The organism is Paenibacillus sp. FSL M7-0896 (genome assembly GCF_037975415.1).
GTDB classification, from domain to species: Bacteria; Bacillota; Bacilli; order Paenibacillales; family Paenibacillaceae; genus Paenibacillus_AQ; species Paenibacillus_AQ silagei.
The window spans coordinates 4,370,567-4,395,161 of sequence record NZ_CP150250.1 but is presented as its reverse complement, the minus strand read 5'-3'; the positions used below and the strand labels follow the sequence as shown (position 1 = coordinate 4,395,161).

Here is a 24,595-nt window from a genome sequence, read left to right as displayed (position 1 = left end):
GGTCAAAAGGACTTTGCGGTCCCTCCTGCCCATATTCATCTGAGGGGGTTAATCAAATGAACAAGAAATTGACATATGCAGGGATCGCTGCGCTGCTGCTTCTCGTAATTTCGGGCTGCGGCGACAAACCTACTGCTGCACCGGCCGATGCGTCCGGTCAGGATTCAACCTCGGTATCCAGCGGCGCTGAAGGAAACAATGCCGGGAATGACAGTACCGCTAGTCCCGCTGCCACACCGGCAGCTACAAGCACGCCTGAGCCTGCAGCAACGGTCACTCCGGCGGCTACGGAGGCACCGTCAGTGCCTGAGAAGCAGAGCCTTAAGATCAAGACGTATTATACAGACCTGCAACAGAACGACTTGGTTCCTGTTGATGTCTCCATCACCTTCAAGAATGCGGAGGAGAAATATAAGGAAGCCTTCAAAACACTCCAGAAGAGCGATAATGCTGACCAGATTCCGCTGTGGAACAAGATTGAACTGAAATCACTTGAGTTCTCCAATGGACAGATTGTGATGGATATTCATAAGCCGGATGAGGCACAGCTTGGCGCAGGCGGCGAGGCTCTGGCGATCGACGCATTGTCCAAGATGTTCTTCCAGTTCGATGAAGTGAAGAATATCGATGTGCTAGTAGACGGAGAACAGGTGGAGAGTCTGATGGGGCATGTGGATCTTGTGCATCCCATCACCCGCGAGAACAACGGATTGTAGGCTATTTGGCAGGAATAAGCCGGATGGCTAACGAAATTAACAACATAGAAATCCAGATAAGCCATAGAGAGGGGAATATCGAATTGTCCGGTCCAAAACGATTAAAGCGTACGGTTCAATCTTATTCTGTAAAAGCGGTATCTGCCGTTCTGGCCGGTGCGATGGTGCTTGGCGGGGCAGGCGCTGCCTTTGCCGACAACGCTTCAACCGGAGCAACCGTTGCTGCAGCGACTTCGCAGACGGCTGCAACTGGTTCAGGGATCTTCAGTGATGTCAAGACGGGCTTCTGGGCCGAAAAGCATATCTATAAGCTGGCAACCCAGGGAATTGTGGTCGGCAATAACGGCCTGTTCCGTCCTGGCGATTCTGTGACCCAGCAGGAAGCGGTGCTGATGGCGCTACGCTTCATGAAGCTGCAGGGAAATGTGAACACCAGTACCGAAGTTGCGCTGCCTAATGATTTCCTTGTTACGAACTATTATAAGCCATATGTAATCCTGGCCTTCCAGCAAGGACTGCTGGATAAGACCACGGAGATGGCTGCAGATAATCTAAAAAGCTCGTGGGGCGAGCGAAAGGCCAGCCGTGAATGGGTCGCTGAGCTGCTGATCCGTGCGCTTGGCCAGAGTGCATCCGCTTCTGCGGCTGCGGGCCGGCCGACAGGCTTTGCTGATGATGCCAAAGTGTCCGCGAACAAACGCGGCTATATTAACACAGCGGTGGAGCTGGGACTGGCTAACGGGCTAACCGGCAACCGCTTCGATCCGCAAGGCGCTGTGACCCGTGCACAGCTGGCTACCTTCTTCAGCCGTGCTGAAGCGCATAATAGCCTGGAATACGACAATACGTTCAAAGGAACAATAAGTGCTCTCAAAGACGGCAAGCTGGGATTGTACACTAACGGCAATACGCTGGAATTCACTCTGAATGCCAATACCGCCTACTACACCAGTACCTCCGAGAATCGCATCACATTGAACGAGATCCAGCCCTATACGAAAGTAACTGTAATTGGAGCTACTTATAGCGCAGCATATGTAGAGCTGACAGACCCGGCAGTTCAGGTTGAGCAGGCGGAAGGTGTATTCACCAAGCATACGCCGGGTATCATCTGGGTCGATTCCGCGAACGGATATGATCAGTATCCCTACGATTCAGGCACGGCTTTCCTGGATGTGAATGGAGCCGTTATTCAGCCTGCTTCGATTACCGCCGGCAGCAAGCTTACGCTGCTGCGTGAAACCTTCACCGGTTCCCGCAAGGTTGTGAAGGTGCAGGTCACTTCAGGTATTGTGAACAAGACGGCTAAAGGCACGGTTCAAAGCGTTGACACTGCTGCCAAGAGCATTACATTCAAGAATGCCGACGGCACAGTTGAAACCTTCAAATGGGAAGAAGGGACTACGCTGTTCAGCTCCCAGAGCTCTATTATTCAGCCCGCAGAGCTGAAAGCCGGTGCTGCTGTCTCGTATACCATCAAGGATAATGCGATCCGTTCCGTGGAAGTAACCTCGGGAGTGGAACGCATAGTGAAGGGCTTCATCTATGAGCTGACAGATTCAACGATTGTCTATCAGAAGAGCGATGGCACCCGTGAGGTTAATCTTCTTGCTACTAATCCGGCCATTGTGATTCCGAACGCCGTAAGTCCGGTGATGGCTGACCTGATTGCTGACAAAACAGGCGGAGACAATGTGCAGCTTACGCTGAACAGCAATGATCAGGTGACCAAGATTGAGGTGCTGAGCCGTCAGATTGAACAGTACACGGCTGCTACCGTTGTGGATTATAACACTAAGACCCAGTACCTGACCTTCACGGACAATAACGGCAAGGCTCATGTGGTCAAAATGGATGAGAAAACAAAGATGTCGTACGGCGGACTGCTTACCACTTCGCTGACCACGATGGGGTCCAGACTGGTGGAGAACCGCAAGATTGATGTGACCTCCATTAATGAGCGTGCAATGTCTGTTGATTTGACGACCAAATATTCCGGCACCCTGACGGCTATCAATACTTCGGCCAGAACGATTGTGTTCAAGCTGGGCAACGGACAATTGCTGACGATGTCTTATCCGCAGGCCATTGAAATGTTTGGCAAAAGCGGGGCAGTCATCACCGATGTTCCGCTCAATGTGCCGGTAACGGCAGTGCTTGCCAGCAATCAGGAGCTCATCTCTGTGCTGCGTGTGAACGGGTCGTCCCAGTTCGAGATTGCTACCATCAATGCGGGCACTAATAAAATGACCGTGAAGCTTGAGGATGGCAGCAACAGCAGCGAGCTGAACCTGGCGAATGTGCCGCTTACCAACGAAGCAGGCCAGAAGATCGCGCTGACTGAGCTGAAGGCCGGAGATTTCGTGAATCTCAGCTTCGACGGTTCCACACCGCTGTCCCTGCAGACGGTTAAACAGGTTGCCGGACAGGTAACGGCAGTGGATGCCGCAGCAGGTACGTTCACCGTGAAGGATTATACGGGAGCCTCCCAGCCTTTCACTGCGGGCAGCGGGGTGAGAATCCTCCGGGACGGTGTTGCAACGAACGCTCTAAGCGGACTTACCACAGCAGACCGGGTATTGGTGCGTAAGGATGCCAGCGGTGTAGTGATCATCTCCGTGTTCAGTCAGTTGAACCGGACGTTCGCCCGTTATGAGAGCGCAACGAATGAAATATTGACCAAACGCGCCACGCTGACTGAGAATTATACGTTTGGTCTTGCCCCAAATGTATATATTCATCAAGGTGACACGACTTTATCCGTGCAATCTCTCAAAGAAAATGATAATATTATAATGTATTTCAACAACGGCAAGGTTGTAGAAATTGTGAAACAATAATCGTTTTGGTGATTTTCCGTGTGAAACACCGTCTTGATCCTTGGTTTTGCCTTGGATCAAGGCGTTTTTTTTGAAATATAAGGGCAGCAGGGTGTTCGCTTGAACGCTATGAAAGTATACGATATAATGTATCTTTGCTTATATTTCTTCAGATTTGAGAAGATATGCTGTAAGAGAACTTGCAGTCATACCTGCTCCGTGGAGGGGACGCTATGAAAGCTGCAGAGGTCCGCCACATCCTGGACACTATCGGAGGCATGTTCCCTGATGCACATTGTGAGCTGAATCACAGCAACGCTTTTGAGCTTACTATAGCCGTGCTGCTCTCAGCTCAATGTACGGATGCAACAGTGAACAAGGTGACCGAGGACCTGTTTCAGAAGTACAAGGCTCCGATCGACTATATCTCAGTGCCGCTGGAAGAGCTGGAGCTGGATATCCGGCGGATTGGTCTATTCCGCAACAAGGCCAAGCATATTCAGAACCTCTGCGCAATCCTGATTGAGCAGTACGGGGGTGAAGTGCCGCAGGCCCATGATTTGCTGGTAACCCTGCCTGGTGTCGGACGCAAGACTGCCAATGTGGTCGTCTCCAATGCGTTTGGCGTTCCGGCGATTGCCGTGGATACTCATGTGGAACGGGTAGCCAAACGGCTCGCACTTGCGGGCTGGAAAGATTCCGTGCTGGAAGTGGAGAAGAAGCTGATGAAGGCGGTGCCGCGTGACGAATGGACGCTGACGCACCACCGGCTGATCTTTTTCGGGCGATATCACTGTAAGGCTCAGAATCCCGGGTGCCAGATCTGCCCGCTGCTGGATGTATGCCGGGAGGGCAAAAAACGTATGAAAACTGCTGTAATCAGGAAAGCTAAGGATCATACGAAAGCTAACCAAGAATTAGAGAAGAAGAGGATGGGATAGAGATGAAGTGCATTTCTGTATATACTGATAATTTTGAAGCGTTCTCTGATATTTTTGACCGCGTTGTGGATAGCCCGATGGAAGAGAACGAAGAGCAGGAAGTGGAAGGCATCACAATCAGCCATTCCGGCGATGTGCCTGAGTTCTACCTGGAGCGTATGTCCGCGAAGCCAGAGGTTGTCGTAATGAAAGACAAATCCCGTGGCCTGACCATTCTGCAGCACGGCAAAGTCTTTGAAATCCTGCTTCCCGTGCTGGAAACAGCTTAATTCGGTTGGAGTTTATTAGAGAGGTTGTCCCATAGCCATGCATTGGCTGCCGGGGCAGCCTCTTTTTTTTGTTGAATAGGAAACTTTCTTTAATTGGTTCGTAGAATGACTTTGATGCTGAATTATGATTGAAGGCTCAAGGTATGCTTAAAACCGAATATAATTGGCTGGTACAGCGGCTTATGACCAAATGTATGTGAAAACCCAGTACTTCTTAAAAAATTTAATACATTGTGCAGGAGCGGGGGGAGCGGTCCGAATGTATGTGAAAAACAGCATACAATTGCTGATGTGCGGGCGTGTGGGCCGAATGTATGTGGAAAATAACATATATTGTGCAACTACGGGGGTGAGCGGAGCAAATGTATGTGAAAAACAGTATACATTGTGCAACTACGGGGTGGACGGAGCAAATGTATGTGAAAAACAGCATACATTGTGTTCGCGCGAAGTAAATCTTATTCATCCGTTAGGATGATGTTGTTCCGAACCCATTGAAGTAGGATTTGCGGGCAGGATTAGAATGCCATTTGCGAAATCTTGTTTTTCGTGAAGGTTTATAGCTGATTTTGTAAATGTGGACATTTGATTTGTGACGATCTGATGATAAAATATAATTGTTCTATTCTTGCAGTGAGATAAATCATACAAATGTAATAATAATGAAAGAAGCTATAGATCGCAGCGGAGGCGGGGATGTTGTGGGAGCAGAACGGGAAAGAGTGAAGCAGGTTACAGCGGGGTCATCAGCGCTTAGGCTGCTTGAGGAGCGGCTGAGGCAATGGGGAGAACAGAAGAGTGCGCAGATCGTAGCGGATCTAAAGGTCAAAGAGCAGGCGGATGAGCTGACACTCGCATTCTGCGGACATTTCTCGGCGGGGAAGTCGAGCATGATTAACAAGCTCTGCGGTAAGGCCGTGCTGCCTTCGGGTCCGGTTCCAACCAGCGCCAATATTGTATCGATCCGCAGCGGAGCGCCGCAGGTGCTGCTTCATCCGGTGGACGGAAGCACCGGAGGGAATCCCGGGGTAATCCAGACTACGCCTGACCGGCTTCAGGATTACTGCCGCCAGGGGACTGAATATTCAGCGATAGAGGTGTGGGAGGATGTCCCGGTGCTTGGGAATCACGGGGTGCTGATGGATACTCCCGGCGTAGATTCGACAGATGAGGGGCATCAGGCGGCGACCCGCTCGGCGCTGCATCTGGCGGATGCCGTGTTCTACGTGATGGATTACAATCATGTGCAGTCGGAGAATAATCTGGCGTTTGCCAAAAGCCTTAGCGACTGGGGCAAGCCGCTGTACCTGATCATTAATCAGATCGACAAGCACAGGGAGCAGGAAATTCCGCTGGTGGAATACCGGCAGCAAGTAGAAAGCGCTTTCCGGGAATGGGGGATTCATTCTGCGGGACTGTTGTTCACTTCGCTTAAGGTGGAGGAGCATCCGCTGAATCAGTGGAAAGATCTGCTGGCGGTGATCTCCGGTCTGCTGGAGCAGCGGCAGGAGCTGCTGGAGTACAGCTTGTCCCGCTCCATGCATCATACTTCGGATGCTGTTCTGGTGGATTATCGTGAGCAGCAGGAGGAGGAGCGGGCGGCGCTGCTGGAAGAGACAGGCGGTTCAGCGGCGGAAGCTGTGGAAGCAGAGATCCGGGCAACGATGCAGGAGGAAGCATCGCTGGAGGAGCTGCCTGAAGAGGCGCGGCTTGAGCTGCGCAGCAGGCTGGACGCCTTGCTCGGCAACACGAATCTGATGCCGGCTGATCTGCGGGACGCGGCGGGCGCATACATCGAGAGCCTCCAGCCAGGCTTCCGGCGCGGCCTGTTCTTCACCGCTGCGAAGCGGGAGAAGGAGCAGGGAGCGCGGCTGCTGCACTGGCACAGCCTTCAGCAGAGAGAGATCACTGCCCAGCTGGAGTGGCACACTCTCCAGCTCGTGCGCGAATGGGCGGAAGGCCTGGAGCTGTGGCAGGAGGAGGCGGAGCCTCTGCTGAAGCAGGCCTTCCCGGCGGTGAGCCAGCAGTGGCTGGCGGATCAGGTGAAGCCGGGAACCGGGGCTTCGGGCGAGGCGCTGCTTAATTTCTGCCGCACGCTTGCGGCAGAGGTTAAGGCGCAGTTCCGCCGCGCGGTCCTGGCCTTCGGCGAGCCGCTGCTGGCTGCGCTGCCGCCGCTTGTGGAGGAGCGGCGCGCGGAGCTTGCGCGCCGCGAAGCTACCCTGCGGCGGCAGGCTGCGGCCCACGCCGCGCTGGCCGCCCTGGACCGCGCGGCTGCCGCCCGCGCGGACGCCCTTGCGGCGCTGCTGCCGCCGCGCCGCCCCTCACCCCCGGCGCGCTGCCGGGGGTGCCGCCCCGACGGCTGGCGCGCTCAGCGCCGCCAGCCCGGAACCGCCGCCGCGCGTGGCAGCGGCGGCAAGCCCTAACGCCGCCCCGGCCTGGGCGGCGGGTACGGCAACGCCGGCGGGCGGGCGCCGCCGGCTGACGCAGGCCGCTGCGGCGCTGCACGCGGCGGCCGGGGTGCTGCGGAGCGAGCCGGCCATGGCCTCGGCTGCGCGCAGCCTGGCGGCGCGGGCAGAGGATCTCGCCGGCGGCCGCTTCACGATGGCGCTGTTCGGAGCGTTCAGCGCCGGCAAATCCTCCTTCGCCAACGCCCTGCTGGGCGAAGAGGTGCTGCCCGTGTCGCCGCATCCGGCAACGGCTGCCGTCGGGCGGATTCTGGCGCCGGAGGGCGGCTTCGCCCACGGGACGGCGGCCATCACCATGAAGCGGGCGGAGGAGGTCTGGGAGGACATCCTCCATTCCTTCAGCGTGCTGCAACTGCCGACGCCGCAGCACGACTCGTGGACCGCAGCCGTGACCCGGCTGCATACCGGCGGGCTCCATCCGTCCGCGCTGCCGCATGCCGGCTTCCTGCGGGCAGCTGCCGCCGGATGGGAGGAGTCCCGTCCGCTGCTCGGAACAGAGCGGACGGTCAGTCTGGCGGAATACCGCAGCCTGGTCGCAGACGAGAAGCGCGCCTGCTTCGTGCAGAGCACGGATCTGTATTATGACAGTCCGCTGACACGGAGCGGTATTGTACTAGTGGACACGCCGGGTGCGGATTCCTTACATGCCCGGCACACTGGTGTAACTTTCGGCTACATGAAGAACGCCGATGCCATCTGCTTCGTGACTTATTATAACCACGCCTTTTCCAAGGCTGACCGCAGCCTGCTTGCCCAGCTGGGTAGAATCAAAGACAGCTTCGCGCTCGACAAGATGTTCTTCATCATCAACGCCGCAGACCTCGCAGCGGACGAGGCGGAGCTTGAAGAGGTGAAGCAGCATGTGGCGCAAAATCTGCGGGCCGGAGGCTTGACCTCGCCGCGGATCTACAGCGTGTCCAGCCTGCTTGCGCTGGAGGGTAAGTCAAGCGGAGCGGCGGAAGCCTACGAGGCCTCGGGATTCGGCAGCTTTGAAGCCGCACTCTCCGCGTTCGCCGGTGATGAACTGCCGGGACTGTCTCTGGCAGCAGCCAGGGACAGCCTAAGCTCGGTGCGTGGGCGCGCGGAAGAATGGCAACGCCTTGCGCTGATGGAGGCAGACCAGCAGGAGGAAGGAATGAAGCGGTTCCGGCAGCGCCGGGAAGCGGCGAATCTGCGGCTGGCCGCACTTGCTAAGGAAGACCGGCCGCTCCGGGACCTGCGCCGTGAAGGTGCGGAGCTGCTCTATCATGTCCGGCAGCGGATTGCCTTTTCCTTCGGGCGTTCCTTCCAGGAGTCCTTCCATCCCTCCATTCTCCGGGAAGACGGAGGGAACCTGAAGGACATCTTCATCGCCTGCGGGCGGGAGCTGGAGCGCAGTATTCTGCGTGAACTGGAGCAGGAGCTGTGGGCAACGACCCTGCGGCTGGAGTCGGCAGGGCGCAGATTTGTGACCCAGGCGGCTACAGCGGCTGCAGCAGAGCTGTCAATACCGGATCAGGAGCTTCAGCTGCTGGATAATCCGGATGAGCGCTGGCCGGCACCCGCGAAGCTGGACTGCGTACTGGCTCCGCTGGACTGGGCCGGACTGTGGAGCCGCTTCAAATCTCCGCGCCACTTCTTTGAGGGGCCGGGCCGGGCAGAGATCCGCGCGGCTGCCGAGCCGTGGTTCAAAGAAGCGGTGGCTGCGGCGGCGCAAGGACAGGAGGACTCTCTGTTGACATTCTATACCGATGCAGCAGCAGCCGCCTTATCCCAGGCTGCAGATCAGCTGCGTGAAGGCCTGTCCGAACAGGAGGCAGCCATGTCGGCGCTGCTGAAAGGGGGTGATGGTGCGCAGCATTGGGGCCGGATCGCCGAAGAATTACGGCTTCAGGAGCAGGCTTTCGTCGTTGTATAAGAAACTATAGTTTCCTCCTGTTGTGGCCAAGGTGTGCGTAAATTTGTGGTTGGGAGTTTTTGAATGATGCGTAGAGTGACTTTGTGGCTGAATGTGGCTGAAGACTCGCCGTGAGGAGCAGCAGTGTATCTGACTTCACCTAAAGGCGGAATGTATGTGAAAAACAGCATACATTGTGCTCGTACGCAGGCGCGTGGCCCGAATGTATGTGAAAAACAGCATACATTGTGCTCTTAAGCAGACGCGTGGCCCAAATGTATGTGAAAAACAGCATACATTGTGCTCTCAAGCAGGCGCGTGGCTCAAATGTATGTGAAAAACAGCATACATTGTGCTCGCACGCAGGCGCGTGGCCCGAATGTATGTGAAAAACAGCATACATTTTGCCGGAGCGCAGGTAATCCCATTCATCCGTTAGGATGAATTTGTTCCATGCACTTGATAACATATCCTTGTATTTCTCAATGAAATGGTGCTGCCCCCTAAAAGGGACAGTAAAACCGTTTTCACAAGTCTGTTGAACAGCCATCTGTGAAGTTTGTAGGAAAATGTCGAAGAATGCTTGCAATCTGGTGGATGATGGATGAAAATAAAGAAGACTGAAAATTTACAATCAAACTGCGACATTTTACAGAAACAGAGAAGTCAGCAGACAAATTTGCGAAAAGAGGTTGGAGTCGACAATGTGGGGAGCTCCTTTATCAGCCCGGAGTAAAAAGCTGCTGCTGCTCGGCAGCGGTGAACTGGGTAAGGAAGTCATTATCGAAGCTCAGCGCCTTGGCGTAGAGACCGTAGCTGTGGATCGTTATGAAGCGGCACCCGCGATGGGCGTCGCCCACCGCTCTTATGTACTGGACATGCTGGATGCAGAGGTACTGAAGCAGCTTATCCGTGCAGAGAAGCCCGATTTGATTGTACCGGAGATTGAAGCCATTGCTACCGGAGCGCTGGTGGAGCTGGAGGAAGAAGGATTCCTGGTTGTTCCTACTGCCCGTGCTGCACGGCTGACCATGGACCGCGAAGGCATCCGCCGTCTGGCGGCAGAAGAGCTGGGCCTACCTACAGCAGCCTACCGGTTTGCTGACAGTCTGGACGAACTACGCCAGGCAGTGTCGGAGCTGGGAACGCCCTGTGTCATTAAGCCGATCATGAGCTCTTCCGGCAAAGGCCAGAGCGTGTGCAGAACACCTGAGGATGCGGAAGGCTGCTGGAATACGGCGCTCGAAGGCGCTCGTGCGAAGGGAACACGCGTCATCGTAGAGGCTTTTGTTACGTTTGAGAGCGAGATCACACTGCTTACCGTCCGCTCGGTTAGCGGAACCGTATTCTGTCCGCCGATCGGCCACATTCAGCAGGATGGCGATTATGTAGAGTCCTGGCAACCGCATCAGATGAGCGGGGCGCAGCTGGAAGAGGCTGAGGCCATCGCCCGGAAGGTTACCGATCAGCTTGGCGGTTATGGAATTTTTGGAGTAGAATTATTCCTCACCGCGGATGGGGTTCTGTTCAGTGAAGTGTCCCCCCGGCCGCATGACACAGGTATGGTTACAATGATTACGCAGGATTTGTCGGAATTTGCTCTGCATGTCAGAGCCATTCTTGGATTTCCGCTGGAAGCGGTACGTTTGTTGACACCGGGAGCTTCGGCCACCCTGAAGACTGATGGAGCCGGACAAGCTTTTGTGGTGACCGGGATTGAAGAGGCGCTGGCCCTTCCCCGCACGCAGGTCCGGATATTTGGCAAGCCGGAGATCCGCCCGGGACGGCGGATGGCAGTAACACTCAGTTCAGCGGAAGATATTGAAATCGCGCGGATGACGGCCAAGCAGGCTGCGTCTAAGCTACAAGTGGAGGTATACAAGGATGAACAGTAGTACTCAGGAGCAGGTACTGCAAATTCGCAAATGCGGCATGAATGATCTGGAGAGAGTGACAGCCCTTTTGCGTGAATTCGGCTATCCGACAACGCTTAGCGTGATGAAAGAGAGAATGGAAGGCATGGAGCATGATCCGTTCCACTGCACACTCGTCGCAGAGCTCAATAACGAAGTTGTGGGAATGATCGGTTTACGGCAGGTGAAGTCCTACTACAAGCATGCCGATTGTATTACGGAGATTACCGCGCTGATCGTAGCAGAGGAGCTTAGAGGACAAGGCCTTGGCAAAAGACTCGTAGCTGCAGCGGAAGAATGGGCACGCCATCAGGGCTGCTGCCAGCTGTTCCTGCGGAGCGGCAACCGCGTTGAACGTGCACCTGCACATGCGTTTTACCGCCATATCGGTTTTGAAAAGACAACAGGCTACCGCTTCAACAAAGCCCTGCTATAATCCTATACGTGTAACCGAACATCCCCATCCCGGCGTAATCGGGATGGTTTTTTTTGGAGATAGCGCGCCAACCCCGCCGCAGCTTGTCGGAAATGCTCCCCGCTCCGCCTTCTCCCCGAGGCTACCCCCGGAATTTAGTGGAAAAAGAGCATCTATTTCGCCCGAAATTCCCGTGTCCAAACTAGCAGTTGGAAAAAGTACATCTAATCGTCCATAATCCCCGCATTATGAGTAAATACGCAGAAATAAATGTAAATTATCCACTTAAAATAGACTAAATGGTTAAAATAATCAAATTAAGTATACAAAATCCACTTATTGTTTATATAAATTAGCACTTAAAGAAGCGGAGGGGAAATTAGGAACTGGAGGAGCGATAGCGTCCGCCTGAAAGCTTTACGAAGGAAAGCTCGCATCGTAAGAAAAGCTGCGTTTGGATTTCTACCGCGAGTAGCGGTTAAAATCAAGAAATCCAAACTGGGCAGCGGCGGGAGGGCCAAATGTTCACCGCAGCGACGACTAAGCTTTGAGTTCTAATCTTGAGTGTCCCTAATCTTAAATGCCTCTAACCTATGTACATAATTTCCGCTTGCGTTATATCAGGCCACGCTATATAGTAAATTGCTCCTATTCACTACAGTTGTCACAATAACAGTCACTGTAGCTGTCACAAAATCAGTCACTATCTCTGTCACTATAGTGCCCCCCACGTGATCCGCAGCCCTGTCTATATAACCATAGATCGGGCCATTTGAATCAGCTATTATAGTTCTGTGAACCTCCATATTCTATGCCGAAGAGGGATGAAGCATGTACAAATTAATACTCGCCGAAGACGAGGAAGATGTAAGAGAAGGCATTATCGCCCAGATTGACTGGGAGCAGTACGGCTTCGAGGTCGTTGAGCAGGCTGAGAACGGGCGGGAGGCGGCGGATGCGATCGACCGGCTGCTGCCGGATGTGGTCGTTACTGATATTCAGATGCCCTTCATGAATGGCCTGCAGCTTGCAGAATGGATACGCAGCCGCCATCCGAATACGAAGATTATCATTCTGACCGGCTATGATGAATTCGAATACGCCCAGAAGGCGATTAAGCTGCAGATTGATGAATATATCCTGAAGCCCTTCTCGTCCCAGGAGCTGATTGATGTTCTGCTGAAGGTTCGCGCCACGATCGAGACCGAGATCGCCGAGAAGGAAAATGTGTTCGTGCTGAGCGAGCATTACCGCAAGAGCCTGCCCGTTCTGCGCGAGCAGTTCCTCTCTACCCTCGTGTCCCGCCGCCTGCGCTCCGCAGAGATCGCCGAGAAAAGCACAGAGTACGGCATCCCCCTCACCGGAGAATGCTTCCAGTCCTCCGTGATCAGCATCGATTATATCCGCCCGGACCATTCTTCCGCCGTTCAAGCTCAGCGGCCCGTGTCCCTGCGGGATACCGGCGACCGTAATCTCCAGCTCTATGCTGTGCTGAACATCGCGGAGGAGATCTGCCAGAAGCATGGCTTCGGCAAGGTATTTATCCACCGGGATGATGTTGTGCTGCTCTCGGTCAGCCAGAGCCCGGAGGAGAGTGACATTACCGCCAGAACCTTCGCCATTCTCGAAGAGATCTGCCAGAATGTGCAGCGCTTCCTGAAGTTTACCGTAACCGCCGGGGCCGGAACCGTCTGCAAGACACCGTCCATGCTGTTCCATTCCTTCGGGGATGCGCTGCAAGCGCTTGATTACCGGCTGATCCTCGGCAACAACCGGGTCATCTGGATTGAGGATGTGGAATCGCGGTCCAGCCGGATGCTGGACTATGATGAGCTGACCCAGCAGTCGCTGATCCGTACGATCAAGCTGGGCACCGTCCAGGAGCTGCGCGAGGTCGTGGACGAGCTGTTCCGGGGACTGGATACGGAGCAGGTCTCGGCGCAGGATTATCAGATCTTCCTGCTGGAGATCATCACCTCCATTCTGCGGGTGGCGAAGGAATCCGGGAGCGGAACGAATGATTTTATCGGACCCGGCCTGACCTCGCTTAGCGATATGAACAAATTCAACAACCTGGAAGAAGCCCGGCAGTGGATTATTACCGTATGCAGCCGGCTGATGGATTCCATCGCTTCGGAGCGCCAGTCGAGCTACAAGCAGCTCATTGACCAGGCTAAGGAATATATCCGCAGCCACTATGAAGAATCCGATATATCCATCGGCAGGGTATGCCAGCATCTGCATATCAGCACAGGCTATTTCAGCAGCATTTTCAAAAAAGAAATGAAGATGACCTTCGTCAGCTATCTGCTGCAGATCCGGCTGGAGGCCGCCAAGGAGCTGCTGCGTTCCACCGAGCTGAAGGCGTTCGAGATCGCCGAGCGGATCGGTTTTGCCGACCCGAACTATTTCAGCTTCTGCTTCCGCAAGAAATACGGACAATCCCCCAAAGAGTATAAGAACAGCGCGCGGGGAGAATAGCCATGAACAAGCCGAGGGGTTATTTTTTCCCGCTGCGGCCGGGGTCCCGCAAGAGCGGCAGGCTGCGCCTGTCCTCGAAGCTGCGGAGTATCCAGCTGATCATCATGCTGACGTTCATGGCGGTGACTGCGGCAGTGGCCGTGATTGTAAGTGTGATGCTGTACGGCAAGTTCGCCAACACGGCGGAGGAGAATGCCAATCTCAACATGCAGCAGATCATCGAGCAGGTGAACTATAACCTGGAGCTGTATGTGAAGGGGATGGGCAGTATTTTTGCTACCGCCGAGAAGCAGATTACCTCTACGCCCTCCATCGATTCCCCGCTGCTCTATGAACGGATGGATACACTGATGAGCAGCCGCGAGGATCTGGTGTCTGTGGCTGTTTTTACCCCGCAGGGGCAGTATGTGGTAGGGACGCCGGGGCAGACGATGCGTATGAACACGGGGCTGGAGAGCCAGAGCTGGTTCACCACAGCCAAGCGTACCTCGGAGATCTCCTATTCCGCACCGCATATTCAGAATTTGTTCAAGGGCAGGTATACGTGGGTGGTCTCCATCTCCAAGCTGATTCAATACAGGGAGAACGGGGAGCTGAGAACCGGTGTGCTGCTGCTGGACTTCAACTTCAGAACGATTGACGAACTTAGTAAGCAGGTTAAGCTGGGCAAAAGAGGCTATGCCTACATCCTTGACCCGCTCGGCAATATCGTCTACCACCCGCAGCAGCAGCTCATCTACGCCGGGCTGAAGTATGAGAATGTGGAGCCGGTGCTGGAATACGCCTACCGCAGCTATCTGGACGAATCGACCGGGGAGAAGCGCTTTATTACCGTACGCACGCTGGCGCAGACCGGCTGGAAGATTGTCGGGGTCGCCTATTACGATGAGATTGTCACCACCAAGCGGGATCTGAATCAGTTCCTGGCGTGGTTTCTTGGTGTTGTTCTGGTCTGCGTGATTGCGGTGTCGGTCTTCCTGTCCTGGCTGATTGCCAGCCCGATCCGCAAGCTGGAGCGTACCGTGAAGCAGGTGGCGGAAGGGGATCTGAATACGCCGATTAACGTTAGCGGAGCCTATGAGGTAGAGCAGCTGTCGAGACGCTTTAACATGATGCTCCAACGTATCCGTCAGCTGATGGAGCAGATCATTTATGAGCAGGAGACGAAGCGCAAGGGTGAGCTTGAGGTGCTGCAATCGCAGATCAACCCGCATTTTCTGTACAATACGCTGAATTCGGTCATCCGGCTGGCAGAACGCGGCAAAACGGATGAAGTCGTCACCATGATCCAGTCGCTCTCCAGATTCTTCCGCATCAGCCTCAGCAAAGGCAAGAATATTATCACCATCCAGGAAGAGCTGGACCATATCCGCCATTACCTGGTGATTCAGAGCTTCCGCTTCAGGAATAAATTCCGTTATGAGATTACGGCGCAGGAAGAGGTCCTAGAGTGCCAGACGATTAAGCTGATTCTGCAGCCTATCGTGGAGAATGCGCTCTATCACGGGATCGAAATGATGCCGGACGAGGGGCTGATCTCGATCACCGCCGGGCTTCAGGACGGGCTAATTATCATCAGGGTCAGCGACAACGGCCTCGGGATGTCCAAGGAGACGGTGAACGGCATTCTAAGCGGAAGCGTCAAAAGCACCAGCGGATCAGGGGTCGGTGTCCGGAATGTGCACGAACGGATCGGCCTGTATTACGGGCGGGAGTACGGGCTTGCTTTTCAGAGTGAGCTGGAAGAGGGGACGGTTGTTACGATTGTGTTCCCGGCCCGCCCGGCGGGAGAGGCTATGGATGAGCAGAAGGAGGAGACGAACCTGTGAAAAGCCTGCGTGTATGGCTCACCGTGCTGCTGTGCGGAGTGCTGTGGATCTCTGTGTCCTCTTGTTTCAATGCCTCGCCAGCCTATATCAGCACCAGCAAGACGCGGAATATCCACCTGATTGTCAAGATGAACAAAGGGGATTACTGGAACACCCTGAAGCTCGGAGCAGAGGCTGCGGCGAAGGAATTCAATGTCAATCTGACGTTCAAGGCGCCGGATTCGGAGAGTGATATTGAGGAGCAGGTCGTCATGGTGGAGGATTCCATCCAGGAGAAAGCGGATGTGATTATACTCGCGGCCAGCAGCTATATGGGACTGGCGCAGGTCGTGGACCAGGCGGCGTATTCCAGAATTCCGGTGATCTCCGTCGATGCGGAGGTTGGCTCGGCCAAGGTTCGGACTTACGTGGGGGCGAACGGCTACGAAGCCGGACAGAAGTCCGCCGAGCGGCTGATTCAGCTGCTCCAGGGCTATGGCGAGATCGGGATTATTAACTTCACCAATTCGTCGCTTACCCCGGACTCCGGCAAGACTGGCAGCATCGACTATGGTGCGCGGGATGCAGATGAGCGGGAAAAGGGTTTTTTGAATTATGCCGCCCGCTTTCCTAACGTTAAGGTCGTACAGATCGCCTACACCTCCTCCAGCACCTCCGACGCCGAAAATCTGACCCGGGAGATGCTGAACAAGTATCCCAATCTGCGCGGTATTGCCACCCTGAATGAAATTGCTTCACAAGGCGCGGCCAGGGTGATTCAGGGTCTTAAGAGGGATAGTGTGAAAATGATTGCTTTTGACAGCTCGCCCTCCATGATGGAGTCGCTTCAGGATGGCACGGTGCAGGCGACCGTCATTCAAAATCCGTTCAGCAACGGGTATCTGGCGGTAAAATATGCCGTGGAGGCGCTCGAAGGCATGGATATTCCCGAACGTGTGGACACCGGCACCAAGCTCATCGATCTGGAAAATATGCTGTGGCCTGAGAATCAGAAGCTGCTGTTCCCGTTTGTCCGGTAGCAGAAATTTAAGATCTATATAGATTGAACAAAAACTTAAGTTAAAGGAAAAGTGGCGGAGGGGAATTTTGGAACTGGAGGAGCGGTAGCGACCGCCTTTGTCTGCGGATTTCAACCGTTAAAAACGGGATAAATCAAGAAATCTGGAGACAACAGCGGCCGGAAGTCCAAAACTTCTCTGGAGTCACGGTTAATCCCAAAAACCATTAGTTCAATGGATATTGATAGTAGAATTTTCATGGAAATGAGTAGGATTTTATATTCGCAACCGTTTTCACGTAGGGCATAATAAGGATGTACCCGGGACACACCGGGATCATCCCAAATAAAGAAATATCCTCAGGAGGTCAATTAGACATGAAAAAAATCACTTCCGTTCTACTTGCAAGTGCATTGCTGGGTGCTGCTCTCGCAGGCTGCGGCGGCAACAATAACAAGGCGGCTGACGCTGCTAACACAGGAACTGCGCCTAACACGGCGAATTCGGGCTCGGCTGAGACTCCGAAGGTCGGCGTAGCGATCTACAAATTCGACGACACGTTCATGACGGGTGTCCGCAACGCCATCGATGCTGCTGCCAAGGGCATTGCCACTGTTGATATCGTAGACAGTCAGAATTCCCAGCCTACACAGAACGATAAGGTGGATCTGTTCATCACCAAGAAATATAACGGCATGCTGATCAACCCGGTAGACCGCACCGCTGCGGGCGTCATCATTGACAAAGCCAAGACAGCGAACATTCCGGTGGTCTTCTTGAACCGTGAGCCGCTGCCGGAAGATATGAAGAAATGGGATAAGGTCTACTATGTAGGAGCGAAGGCTGAAGAGTCCGGCACCATGTCCGGCCAGCTGATCGTGGACTACTGGAAAGCGCACCCTGAAGCGGACAAGAACGGCGACGGCGTGCTGCAGTATGTCATGCTGAAGGGCGAACCGGGACATCAGGATGCAGAACTTCGCACCACATATTCCATCCAGGCAATCGAAGATGCAGGCATCAAGGTAGAGAAGCTGGCCGAAGATACCGCTATGTGGGATCGTGTAAAAGGCCAGGAGAAAATGGCCGCCTTCCTCGGCTCCCACGGCGACAAGATTGAAGCCGTACTGGCCAACAACGATGACATGGCACTCGGCGCGATCGAAGCTCTGAAGGCTCAAGGCTACTTCAGCGGCGACAAATACATGCCGGTTGTAGGCGTGGATGCAACAGCTCCTGCGGTTCAGGCTTTGCAGGATGGAACGATGCTCGGTACCGTACTGAACGATGCCAACAACCAAGGTAAAGCAGCGATCACCCTGGCCGCTCTGCTGGCCAAAGGCGAAACGCCAACCAAAGAGAACGTAGGCTTCGACATCACAGACAACCAGTTTGTATGGATCTCCTACAAAAAGATTACCAAAGACAACGTAGCAGACGCGCAATAATCCGTTAACAGGTGTAAGGCTACAGATACAGATACGTATCATAGATACCAGTCCCGGAGGACGCTGCAATGCGCTCTCCGGAATTCCTTACGGGTAGGGAGCAGGATGGAACCGCTGTGCCTCTCATGGAAAAAGACAAAAAGCGTAGGGGGCGTAACAACATGGCAAATACGGAATTTTTGCTGGAAATGAACGGCATTACCAAAGAATTTCCCGGCGTGAAGGCGCTGGATGGAGTCAGCATTAAGGTTCGTCCGGGCTCGGTTCATGCACTTATGGGCGAGAACGGGGCAGGCAAGTCCACACTGATGAAATGTCTCTTTGGAATCTATTCACCGGATGCCGGTGAGATCTTCCTGGATGGCCAGAAGGCCTCCATCACGAGTTCGAGCGAAGCATTGAAGCACGGCATCTCGATGATCCATCAGGAGCTGCACCCTGTACCTTTCCGCAGCGTGATGGAGAACATCTGGCTGGGACGTTTTCCAACCAAGGGCATCGGGCCGCTTCAGTTCATTGACCACAAAAAAATGTTCACCGACACCGAAAGCTTATTCAAAGATCTGGATATCGACCTGAATCCCGAAACACTGGTGGGCAAGCTGTCTGTATCCAAGATCCAATCCATCGAAATTGCGAAGGCGGTCTCTTTTCACTCCCGCGTGATTGTCATGGATGAGCCAACCTCGTCCTTAACCAGCGTGGAAGTGGAGCATCTGTTCCGGATCATCCGGGACCTGCAAAAAAGAGGCGTAGCTATTATCTATATATCTCACAAAATGGAAGAAATCCTGGAGATTTCCGATGAAGTGACGATTATGCGTGATGGTAAAAAGATCGGCACCTGGCCCTCGGCCGACCTGACCACGGACCTGATTATCTCCAAGATGGTCGGGCGTGATCTGACGAACCGTTTCCCGGAGCGTACTAATGTTCCAGGCAAGGTGTTCATGAAGGTAGAAGGTCTGACCTCACCCGAGCCCAGATCCTTCAAGGATGTGTCTTTCGAATTGAGACGCGGGGAGATTCTGGGTGTCGGCGGTCTGGTCGGCGCACAGCGAACCGAGGTTATAGAAGCGCTGTTTGGACTGCGTGCAGTAAAATCCGGCTCCATCTCGATTGACGGCAAGAAGGTGAAGATTAACTCTCCGCAGGATGCCAAAAAACACGGCCTGGCCCTGCTGACCGAGGAGCGACGCGTGACGGGGATTTTCCCGGTGCTGTCTGTGCATGAGAACGGCGCCATTGCGAACCTTGACCGCTACAAGACGCCTTATCTGCTGCTGAACGGCCGCAAGAAGAAGGTTGAAGTCGATAAAATGATTGAAAAGCTGCGCACCAAAACGCCAACGACCAAGACGCAGATTATGAATCTCTCCGGCGGGAATCAGCAGAAGGTGCTGCTGGCCAGATGGCTGCTCACTGAGCCTGAAGTGCTGCTGCTCGATGAGCCGACACGCGGGATTGACGTCGGTGCGAAGTTCGAGATCTATACGATCATTGCCGATCTGGCGAAGCAGGGGAAGAGTATCATCATGATCTCCTCGGAAATGCCTGAGCTGCTGGGGATGTCTGACCGTGTCATGGTGATGTCCGAAGGACGGCTTACTGGGATATTAGAAGGTGCGCAGGCTACAGAAACCGAAGTAATGCGACTCGCTGCTCAGCATTAATCAGGAGCTGCACTCACAGGACGGCGAAGACCATAGGGCAGATGCAAGGCTGAAGAAGCTCAGCAACGAATGCTTAAACTTCGCGTAACAATTAAGGAGGAACACAATTATGACTATTAAAAGAGCGCAGTCCTTCGTGACTCAAAACGCAATCTACATCGTACTGATCCTGCTGATTATGGGGATCATCATATACGAGCCAAGCTTCATGTCGATCAACACCTTGCGGGATGTACTGATCCAGTCCTCCACACGCGTTATTATTGCACTCGGGGTAGCCTTTATCCTGATCACCGCCGGGACCGACTTGTCGGCAGGCCGGGTGGTCGGCTTCACTGCTGTCATCTCAGCTTCCATGCTGCAGATTCCCGACTACTCCCGCCGCTTCTTCCCCGATCTGCCACAGGTGCAGGTCTGGCTGCCGATTCTGATCGCCATTGTGGCCGGTCTGCTCTGCGGGCTCGTCAACGGGATTATCGTCTCCAAGCTGAACGTTCCGCCGTTTATCGCCACTCTGGGCACGATGCTGATCGTATACGGTCTGAACTCCCTGTACTTCGATATGGACCCTAACCAGTCCCAGCCGATCGGCGGTCTGCGTCCTGACTTCACCAACATCGGCTCCGGCTTCATCGGCAGCGGCCAATATTCCATCCCGTACATCGTACTTATAGCCCTCGGAGTTGCAGCCATAGTCTGGGTGCTGTTCAACAAAACCAAGCTGGGTAAGAACATGTACGCCATCGGCGGCAACATGCAGGCAGCCAAGGTATCCGGGATCAACGTCTCCAAGAACCTGATCTACATCTACGCCATAGCTGGTGCCCTGTACGGTCTGGCCGGTGTGCTTGAAGCTGCAAGAACAGGCGGCGCTACCAACAACTACGGGAACATGTACGAGCTTGACGCCATCGCAGCCTGCGTCGTCGGCGGCGTATCCACCACCGGCGGAATTGGTACCGTACCAGGCGTCCTGGTCGGCGTTATCATCTTCACCCTGATCAACTACGGCCTGACCTTCATCGGCATCAGCCCTTACTACCAGCTGATCATCAAAGGCCTGATCATCATCGCTGCGGTATCGTTTGATATGCGGAAATATTCGTCGAAAAAATAGCTTGGGGTTCGGTGATTAGTCGTATCTGCGGGGAGTTTGGACTTCCGGCCGCTGTCGCTCCTAAGTTATTGAATTCAAGTGTTCATATAATTTGAACTGAACTGAGCATCTTGGGTGGAAGGTATGATCGTGACTGCGGTGAGTTTTGGACTTCCGGCCGCTGTTGTCTCCAGATTTCTTGATTTAAACCGCTAATCGCGGTAGAAATCCGGAGACAAAGGCGGACGCTCCCGCTCCTCCAGTTCCAAAATCCCCTCCGCCATTTTCCTTCTACCCGGGGAACAGTTCACAGATCAAATTCCATTACGATTGAATTCAAGAACTCATCGGGTGCTTATGCACCTCTCCAATCTCACATCCCCTCCGGTACTCCTATCACCTCACCAAGGGTGGGAAGGCAGGCAAAAAGCGTTTGCGGTATCTCGCAAACGCTTTTTGGCTTGCCCGGATTTGTCGCAGCGTTGCTCCAAATCATTAGAATACACGTGTTGCAGGATTTGGGGCTTCCGGATGCTACCCCTCCTTCGTTTCCCAATTCCCTTCCGCTCCTGATATCACATGATCGTGAAATGTTGCAATAATTGCAATTCCGGCTGGCTGAAACAGGGGAACTGAGGATAGTTGCTGCACGAAATACAACATTTCCTCTTCTAATTGGCTTGCGGGCGGGCAAATACTGCCTTTCATACAACAATGTTAGTTTAAAGTCGATGTACGTAGCCGAATGTTGCATTTTGGGCAGGATTTCGCAGCTAATAGTGACTAATTAATAGTTTTATTCTGTTCCAGAGGCGCAGATAGCAGGGAGTGGGCGGCAGGAGCGAGAGGTGGCAAGTGGCAAGTAGTTAGCAATCAGGTAGCAGGCAGTGGGAGACAAGCAGTTAGCAATCAAACAGCAGGCAGCGGGAGGCAAGTAGTTAGCATTCAGGTAGCAGGCAGTGGAAGACAAGCAGTTAGCAATCAAACAGCAGGCAGCGGGAGGCAAGTAGTTAGTAATCAGGTAGCAGGCAGTGGGAGACAAGCAGTTAGCAATCAAACAGCAGGCAGTGGGAGGCAAGTAGTTTAGCATTCAGATAGCAGACAGTAGGGGGAAGGAGTTAACAATCAGCCAGCGGACAGCGAGTGGCAAGAGGTTAGCAGTCAGACAGCGGTTAGGTTCGACACTGATGCAAACTAACTTATTTATCCAGTCCGCTGAATAGAGTTTTAGGCCTCTATCCTTTATAGATTTTTTTAACCTTTGCCCGCCCGGCAGAAGGATTATTCTCATCTTTCAAGGGCAGGCGAAGCAGCCCTTGTATCCCCGGTACACACCCTCCGAAAGGGTGTGTTTGTGTTTTTACCCACAGAAAGGCAGCAGTAACGGAGGGGATTTTGGAACTGGAGGAGCGGCAGCGTCCGCCTTTGTCTCCCGATTTCTACCGCGATTCGCGGTTTAAATCAGGAAATCGGGAGACAACAGCGGCCGGAAGTCCAAAACTCACCGCAGTTACGACATCGCCTTTCTGTTTTAATTAACGCTTTATTTATCGCTTTATTATCGCCCAGGCACATACACACCCTTTCCCCCTCACTCTCATAGTCTATAGGCAAAAGCCTTTGTAAAGGAGAACGACAACATGCTGAGGATTAAGCTGAACGAGCTGGGAAAAGGGAACGACAACGGTTTGATTCAGACGGAGGTATGGCGGTGGGACGGTATCGGCTGGAATGAGTGTATTCCGCAGCAGGAGGAGGATTTCATCCGGGCGGAAGAGGAGCTGTTCGTGACCATCCCGGCAGAGGCGGGCTTATACCGTGTAGATTACTCCAAAAAGCCCCTGGAGGCGCTCATTGTGCTCCCGGATGACGGCGGAGGCCTGCGGGCAGCGCTGCTGCATCCGGCTCCTTTTAAACTCAAGGACGGGACGCTGTGGGGATATATCAACAACGACGGCCGGATTGTGATTGAGCCGAGATATGATTATGCGGAGGAGTTTCAGGAGAATGGCCTGGCGGTGGTGCAGCGGGGGAATGTCAGCGGTCTGATTGACAGCTCCGGGCGGGAACGGGTCAAACCGGTCTATAATTTTATTGGTCCTTTTTCCGAGGGGCGGGCCGTGGTGAAGGATGCGAAGGGCTACACTTTTATTGATGAAAAAGGCAAAGAGGTGACGTCCGCGCGCTATGACTATCTGAATTCGCTGCACGAAGGCCGTGCGCTGTTCTCCAAGCAGAATACTACCGGGGGGAACTCGCTGTATGGCTACCTGGATGCCCAGGGCAAAGAGGTGCTGCCAGCCGTCTATCTGGACGCCGGGGATTTCTCGAACGGGACTGCACTGGTCAAAATAGCCGAAGGGGAATATGCGCTGATTGATCTCCATGGCGTGGTGCTGCATACGTACAAACATCCTTTTGTCGGGTATCCGGGGGATGGGCTGCTGGCCTTTCAGGCGACGGAGAATGGAAAATACGGTTATCTGCACACGGACGGCACGATTGCTATCCAGCCGCAGTATACGGCAGCTCTGCCGTTCTCGGAGGGCCGGGCCGTGATTAACACAGCCGCTGATTATGGCAACGCCTACGGTCTGATCGATAAGCAGGGGAAAATGATCATTCCCGCCGTCTATTATGAGGTGCAGCAGCTGGGAGAGAACCGTGTGGCGCTGGGAACCCCGCTGTATGCGGATCAGCCCTACAGAGGCTCCAGATATGTCATCGCCGATGCGCTGACCGGAAGAATTCTCAGCACCCACCCGCTGCTGGGCGTGAACAATTATCAGCAGGGACTCGCGTCGGTGTATGATGCCAAGGATACGTATTTTATTGACACCAGCGGAAAAAAAGCCGCCCAGCCCCCGGTCATCGCAGGCTCAGGATCACTGTCCTTCAGCGGCAGCCTGATCCGCGCGGATATTGATCTGCGCACCTCCTATTATGACCGTAAAGGCAAGCAGGTCTGGCGGCAAAACGGGGTCATTCCGCTCAGACCGCCATACTCTGTGCTGGAGAAGAAATACAAGCCTAACCGGGATTATCTGGTCTATTATCCGGTCGTGGAAGGGATCGCGGTTGCCGAGGTCTCGAAGGCAGTGAATGACAAGCTGCGCAATCTGTCGCTCCCATACGGGGCGGGGACGGGGGGAGGCACGCAGGATTTCAGCTATACGGGAGATTTCGCCGTATCCTTCTTCCGCAAGAATCTGCTGGTGCTGGAGCTTAGCGGTTATCATTTTCCGTTCGGCGCTGCACACGGCATGCCTACGCGGATCTATGAGCATATCAACCTGCGCACCGGCAAGTTCTACACGCTCAGCGATCTGTTCAAGCCCGGCAGTAAATACGTGCAGAAGCTCAGTGACATTGTCGGCAAGCAGATTGCGAATGATCCGCAGTATTCCTATGTTTTCCCTGATACGTATAAAGGCATTACAGCCGATCAGCCCTTTTATGTGGATGCGGAGGCGCTGTACCTGTATTTTGCACCTTATGAGATTGCTCCGTACGCCGCAGGATTTCCAACCTTCCGCATTCCGTATGCTGAGATTATGGGCCTGATCTCGACCGAAGGGGAGTTCTGGCAGTCTTTTCATTAAATTAAGCGATAGAATCGCCGATATATAGGATAGACACAGCCGTCCTGAAAAGGA

15 protein-coding genes are annotated in these 24,595 nt (G+C 54.0%); all 15 read left to right on the top strand.

Features of this window, described 5'->3' with window-relative positions; translation table 11 throughout:
* The first annotated feature begins 56 nt into the window (after positions 1 to 56).
* Positions 57 to 716, top strand: coding sequence for a GerMN domain-containing protein (locus MKY12_RS18950; RefSeq protein WP_339310343.1), 660 nt, complete (start codon positions 57 to 59; stop codon positions 714 to 716).
* Between the two features lie 83 nt (positions 717 to 799).
* On the top strand, positions 800 to 3,556 hold the full coding sequence (locus tag MKY12_RS18945) for an S-layer homology domain-containing protein (protein ID WP_339310341.1): 2,757 nt from the start codon (positions 800 to 802) through the stop codon (positions 3,554 to 3,556).
* A gap of 212 nt (positions 3,557 to 3,768) precedes the next feature.
* Entirely contained in the window at positions 3,769 to 4,476 is a 708-nt protein-coding gene (gene nth / locus MKY12_RS18940; protein ID WP_036697993.1) for an endonuclease III, read from the top strand.
* 2 nt (positions 4,477 to 4,478) lie between these two features.
* Positions 4,479 to 4,745: a hypothetical protein gene (locus MKY12_RS18935; RefSeq protein ID WP_036697991.1), complete on the top strand. Its 267-nt coding sequence runs from the start codon at positions 4,479 to 4,481 to the stop codon at positions 4,743 to 4,745.
* A 701-nt stretch (positions 4,746 to 5,446) separates the two neighbouring features.
* Entirely contained in the window at positions 5,447 to 7,168 is a 1,722-nt protein-coding gene (locus MKY12_RS18930; protein ID WP_339310340.1) for a dynamin family protein, read from the top strand.
* Positions 7,169 to 7,283: 115 nt separating this feature from the next.
* Complete coding sequence (locus MKY12_RS18925; protein ID WP_339314908.1) at positions 7,284 to 9,107, top strand: dynamin family protein; 1,824 nt, start codon at positions 7,284 to 7,286, stop codon at positions 9,105 to 9,107.
* Between the two features lie 683 nt (positions 9,108 to 9,790).
* A complete protein-coding gene (purT, locus tag MKY12_RS18920; RefSeq protein WP_339314906.1) occupies positions 9,791 to 10,981 on the top strand; it encodes a formate-dependent phosphoribosylglycinamide formyltransferase in 1,191 nt (396 codons plus the stop codon).
* Positions 10,971 to 11,435: a GNAT family N-acetyltransferase gene (locus MKY12_RS18915; protein WP_076079220.1), complete on the top strand. Its 465-nt coding sequence runs from the start codon at positions 10,971 to 10,973 to the stop codon at positions 11,433 to 11,435. Before purT ends, MKY12_RS18915 begins: the two co-directional genes overlap by 11 nt.
* Before the next feature lie 810 nt (positions 11,436 to 12,245).
* The gene (locus tag MKY12_RS18910) at positions 12,246 to 13,895 is read left to right on the top strand and encodes a response regulator (protein WP_339310339.1); all 1,650 of its coding nucleotides are present in this window, start codon (positions 12,246 to 12,248) and stop codon (positions 13,893 to 13,895) included.
* Between the two features lie 2 nt (positions 13,896 to 13,897).
* Positions 13,898 to 15,724 carry a sensor histidine kinase gene (locus MKY12_RS18905; protein ID WP_339310337.1) on the top strand — a complete coding sequence of 609 codons (1,827 nt, stop codon included), beginning with the start codon at positions 13,898 to 13,900 and terminating at the stop codon, positions 15,722 to 15,724.
* Positions 15,721 to 16,743, top strand: a complete 1,023-nt coding sequence (locus MKY12_RS18900) for a substrate-binding domain-containing protein (RefSeq protein ID WP_339310336.1) — start codon at positions 15,721 to 15,723, stop codon at positions 16,741 to 16,743. The genes MKY12_RS18905 and MKY12_RS18900 overlap by 4 nt, the downstream gene beginning before the upstream one ends.
* 356 nt (positions 16,744 to 17,099) lie before the next feature.
* Entirely contained in the window at positions 17,100 to 18,170 is a 1,071-nt protein-coding gene (locus MKY12_RS18895) for a galactose ABC transporter substrate-binding protein (protein WP_339310335.1), read from the top strand.
* Between the two features lie 161 nt (positions 18,171 to 18,331).
* Positions 18,332 to 19,843 carry a sugar ABC transporter ATP-binding protein gene (locus MKY12_RS18890; protein ID WP_339310333.1) on the top strand — a complete coding sequence of 504 codons (1,512 nt, stop codon included), beginning with the start codon at positions 18,332 to 18,334 and terminating at the stop codon, positions 19,841 to 19,843.
* 109 nt (positions 19,844 to 19,952) lie between these two features.
* Complete coding sequence (gene mglC, locus MKY12_RS18885) at positions 19,953 to 20,960, top strand: galactose/methyl galactoside ABC transporter permease MglC (RefSeq protein ID WP_209869871.1); 1,008 nt, start codon at positions 19,953 to 19,955, stop codon at positions 20,958 to 20,960.
* Between the two features lie 1,619 nt (positions 20,961 to 22,579).
* The gene (locus MKY12_RS18880; protein WP_339310332.1) at positions 22,580 to 24,541 is read left to right on the top strand and encodes a WG repeat-containing protein; all 1,962 of its coding nucleotides are present in this window, start codon (positions 22,580 to 22,582) and stop codon (positions 24,539 to 24,541) included.
* Positions 24,542 to 24,595: the final 54 nt, after the last annotated feature.

Bases quoted from the DNA above. Each gene is read 5' to 3' on its own strand.
- MKY12_RS18895 (WP_339310335.1), top strand. From the start codon at position 17,100: ATGAAAAAAATCACTTCCGTTCTACTTGCAAGTGCATTGCTGGGTGCT.
- MKY12_RS18905 (WP_339310337.1), top strand. From the start codon at position 13,898: ATGAACAAGCCGAGGGGTTATTTTTTCCCGCTGCGGCCGGGGTCCCGC.
- nth (WP_036697993.1), top strand. From the start codon at position 3,769: ATGAAAGCTGCAGAGGTCCGCCACATCCTGGACACTATCGGAGGCATG.
- purT (WP_339314906.1), top strand. From the start codon at position 9,791: ATGTGGGGAGCTCCTTTATCAGCCCGGAGTAAAAAGCTGCTGCTGCTC.
- MKY12_RS18950 (WP_339310343.1), top strand. From the start codon at position 57: ATGAACAAGAAATTGACATATGCAGGGATCGCTGCGCTGCTGCTTCTC.
- MKY12_RS18910 (WP_339310339.1), top strand. From the start codon at position 12,246: ATGTACAAATTAATACTCGCCGAAGACGAGGAAGATGTAAGAGAAGGC.
- MKY12_RS18880 (WP_339310332.1), top strand. From the start codon at position 22,580: ATGCTGAGGATTAAGCTGAACGAGCTGGGAAAAGGGAACGACAACGGT.
- MKY12_RS18915 (WP_076079220.1), top strand. From the start codon at position 10,971: ATGAACAGTAGTACTCAGGAGCAGGTACTGCAAATTCGCAAATGCGGC.
- MKY12_RS18935 (WP_036697991.1), top strand. From the start codon at position 4,479: ATGAAGTGCATTTCTGTATATACTGATAATTTTGAAGCGTTCTCTGAT.
- mglC (WP_209869871.1), top strand. From the start codon at position 19,953: ATGACTATTAAAAGAGCGCAGTCCTTCGTGACTCAAAACGCAATCTAC.
- MKY12_RS18925 (WP_339314908.1), top strand. From the start codon at position 7,284: ATGGCCTCGGCTGCGCGCAGCCTGGCGGCGCGGGCAGAGGATCTCGCC.
- MKY12_RS18890 (WP_339310333.1), top strand. From the start codon at position 18,332: ATGGCAAATACGGAATTTTTGCTGGAAATGAACGGCATTACCAAAGAA.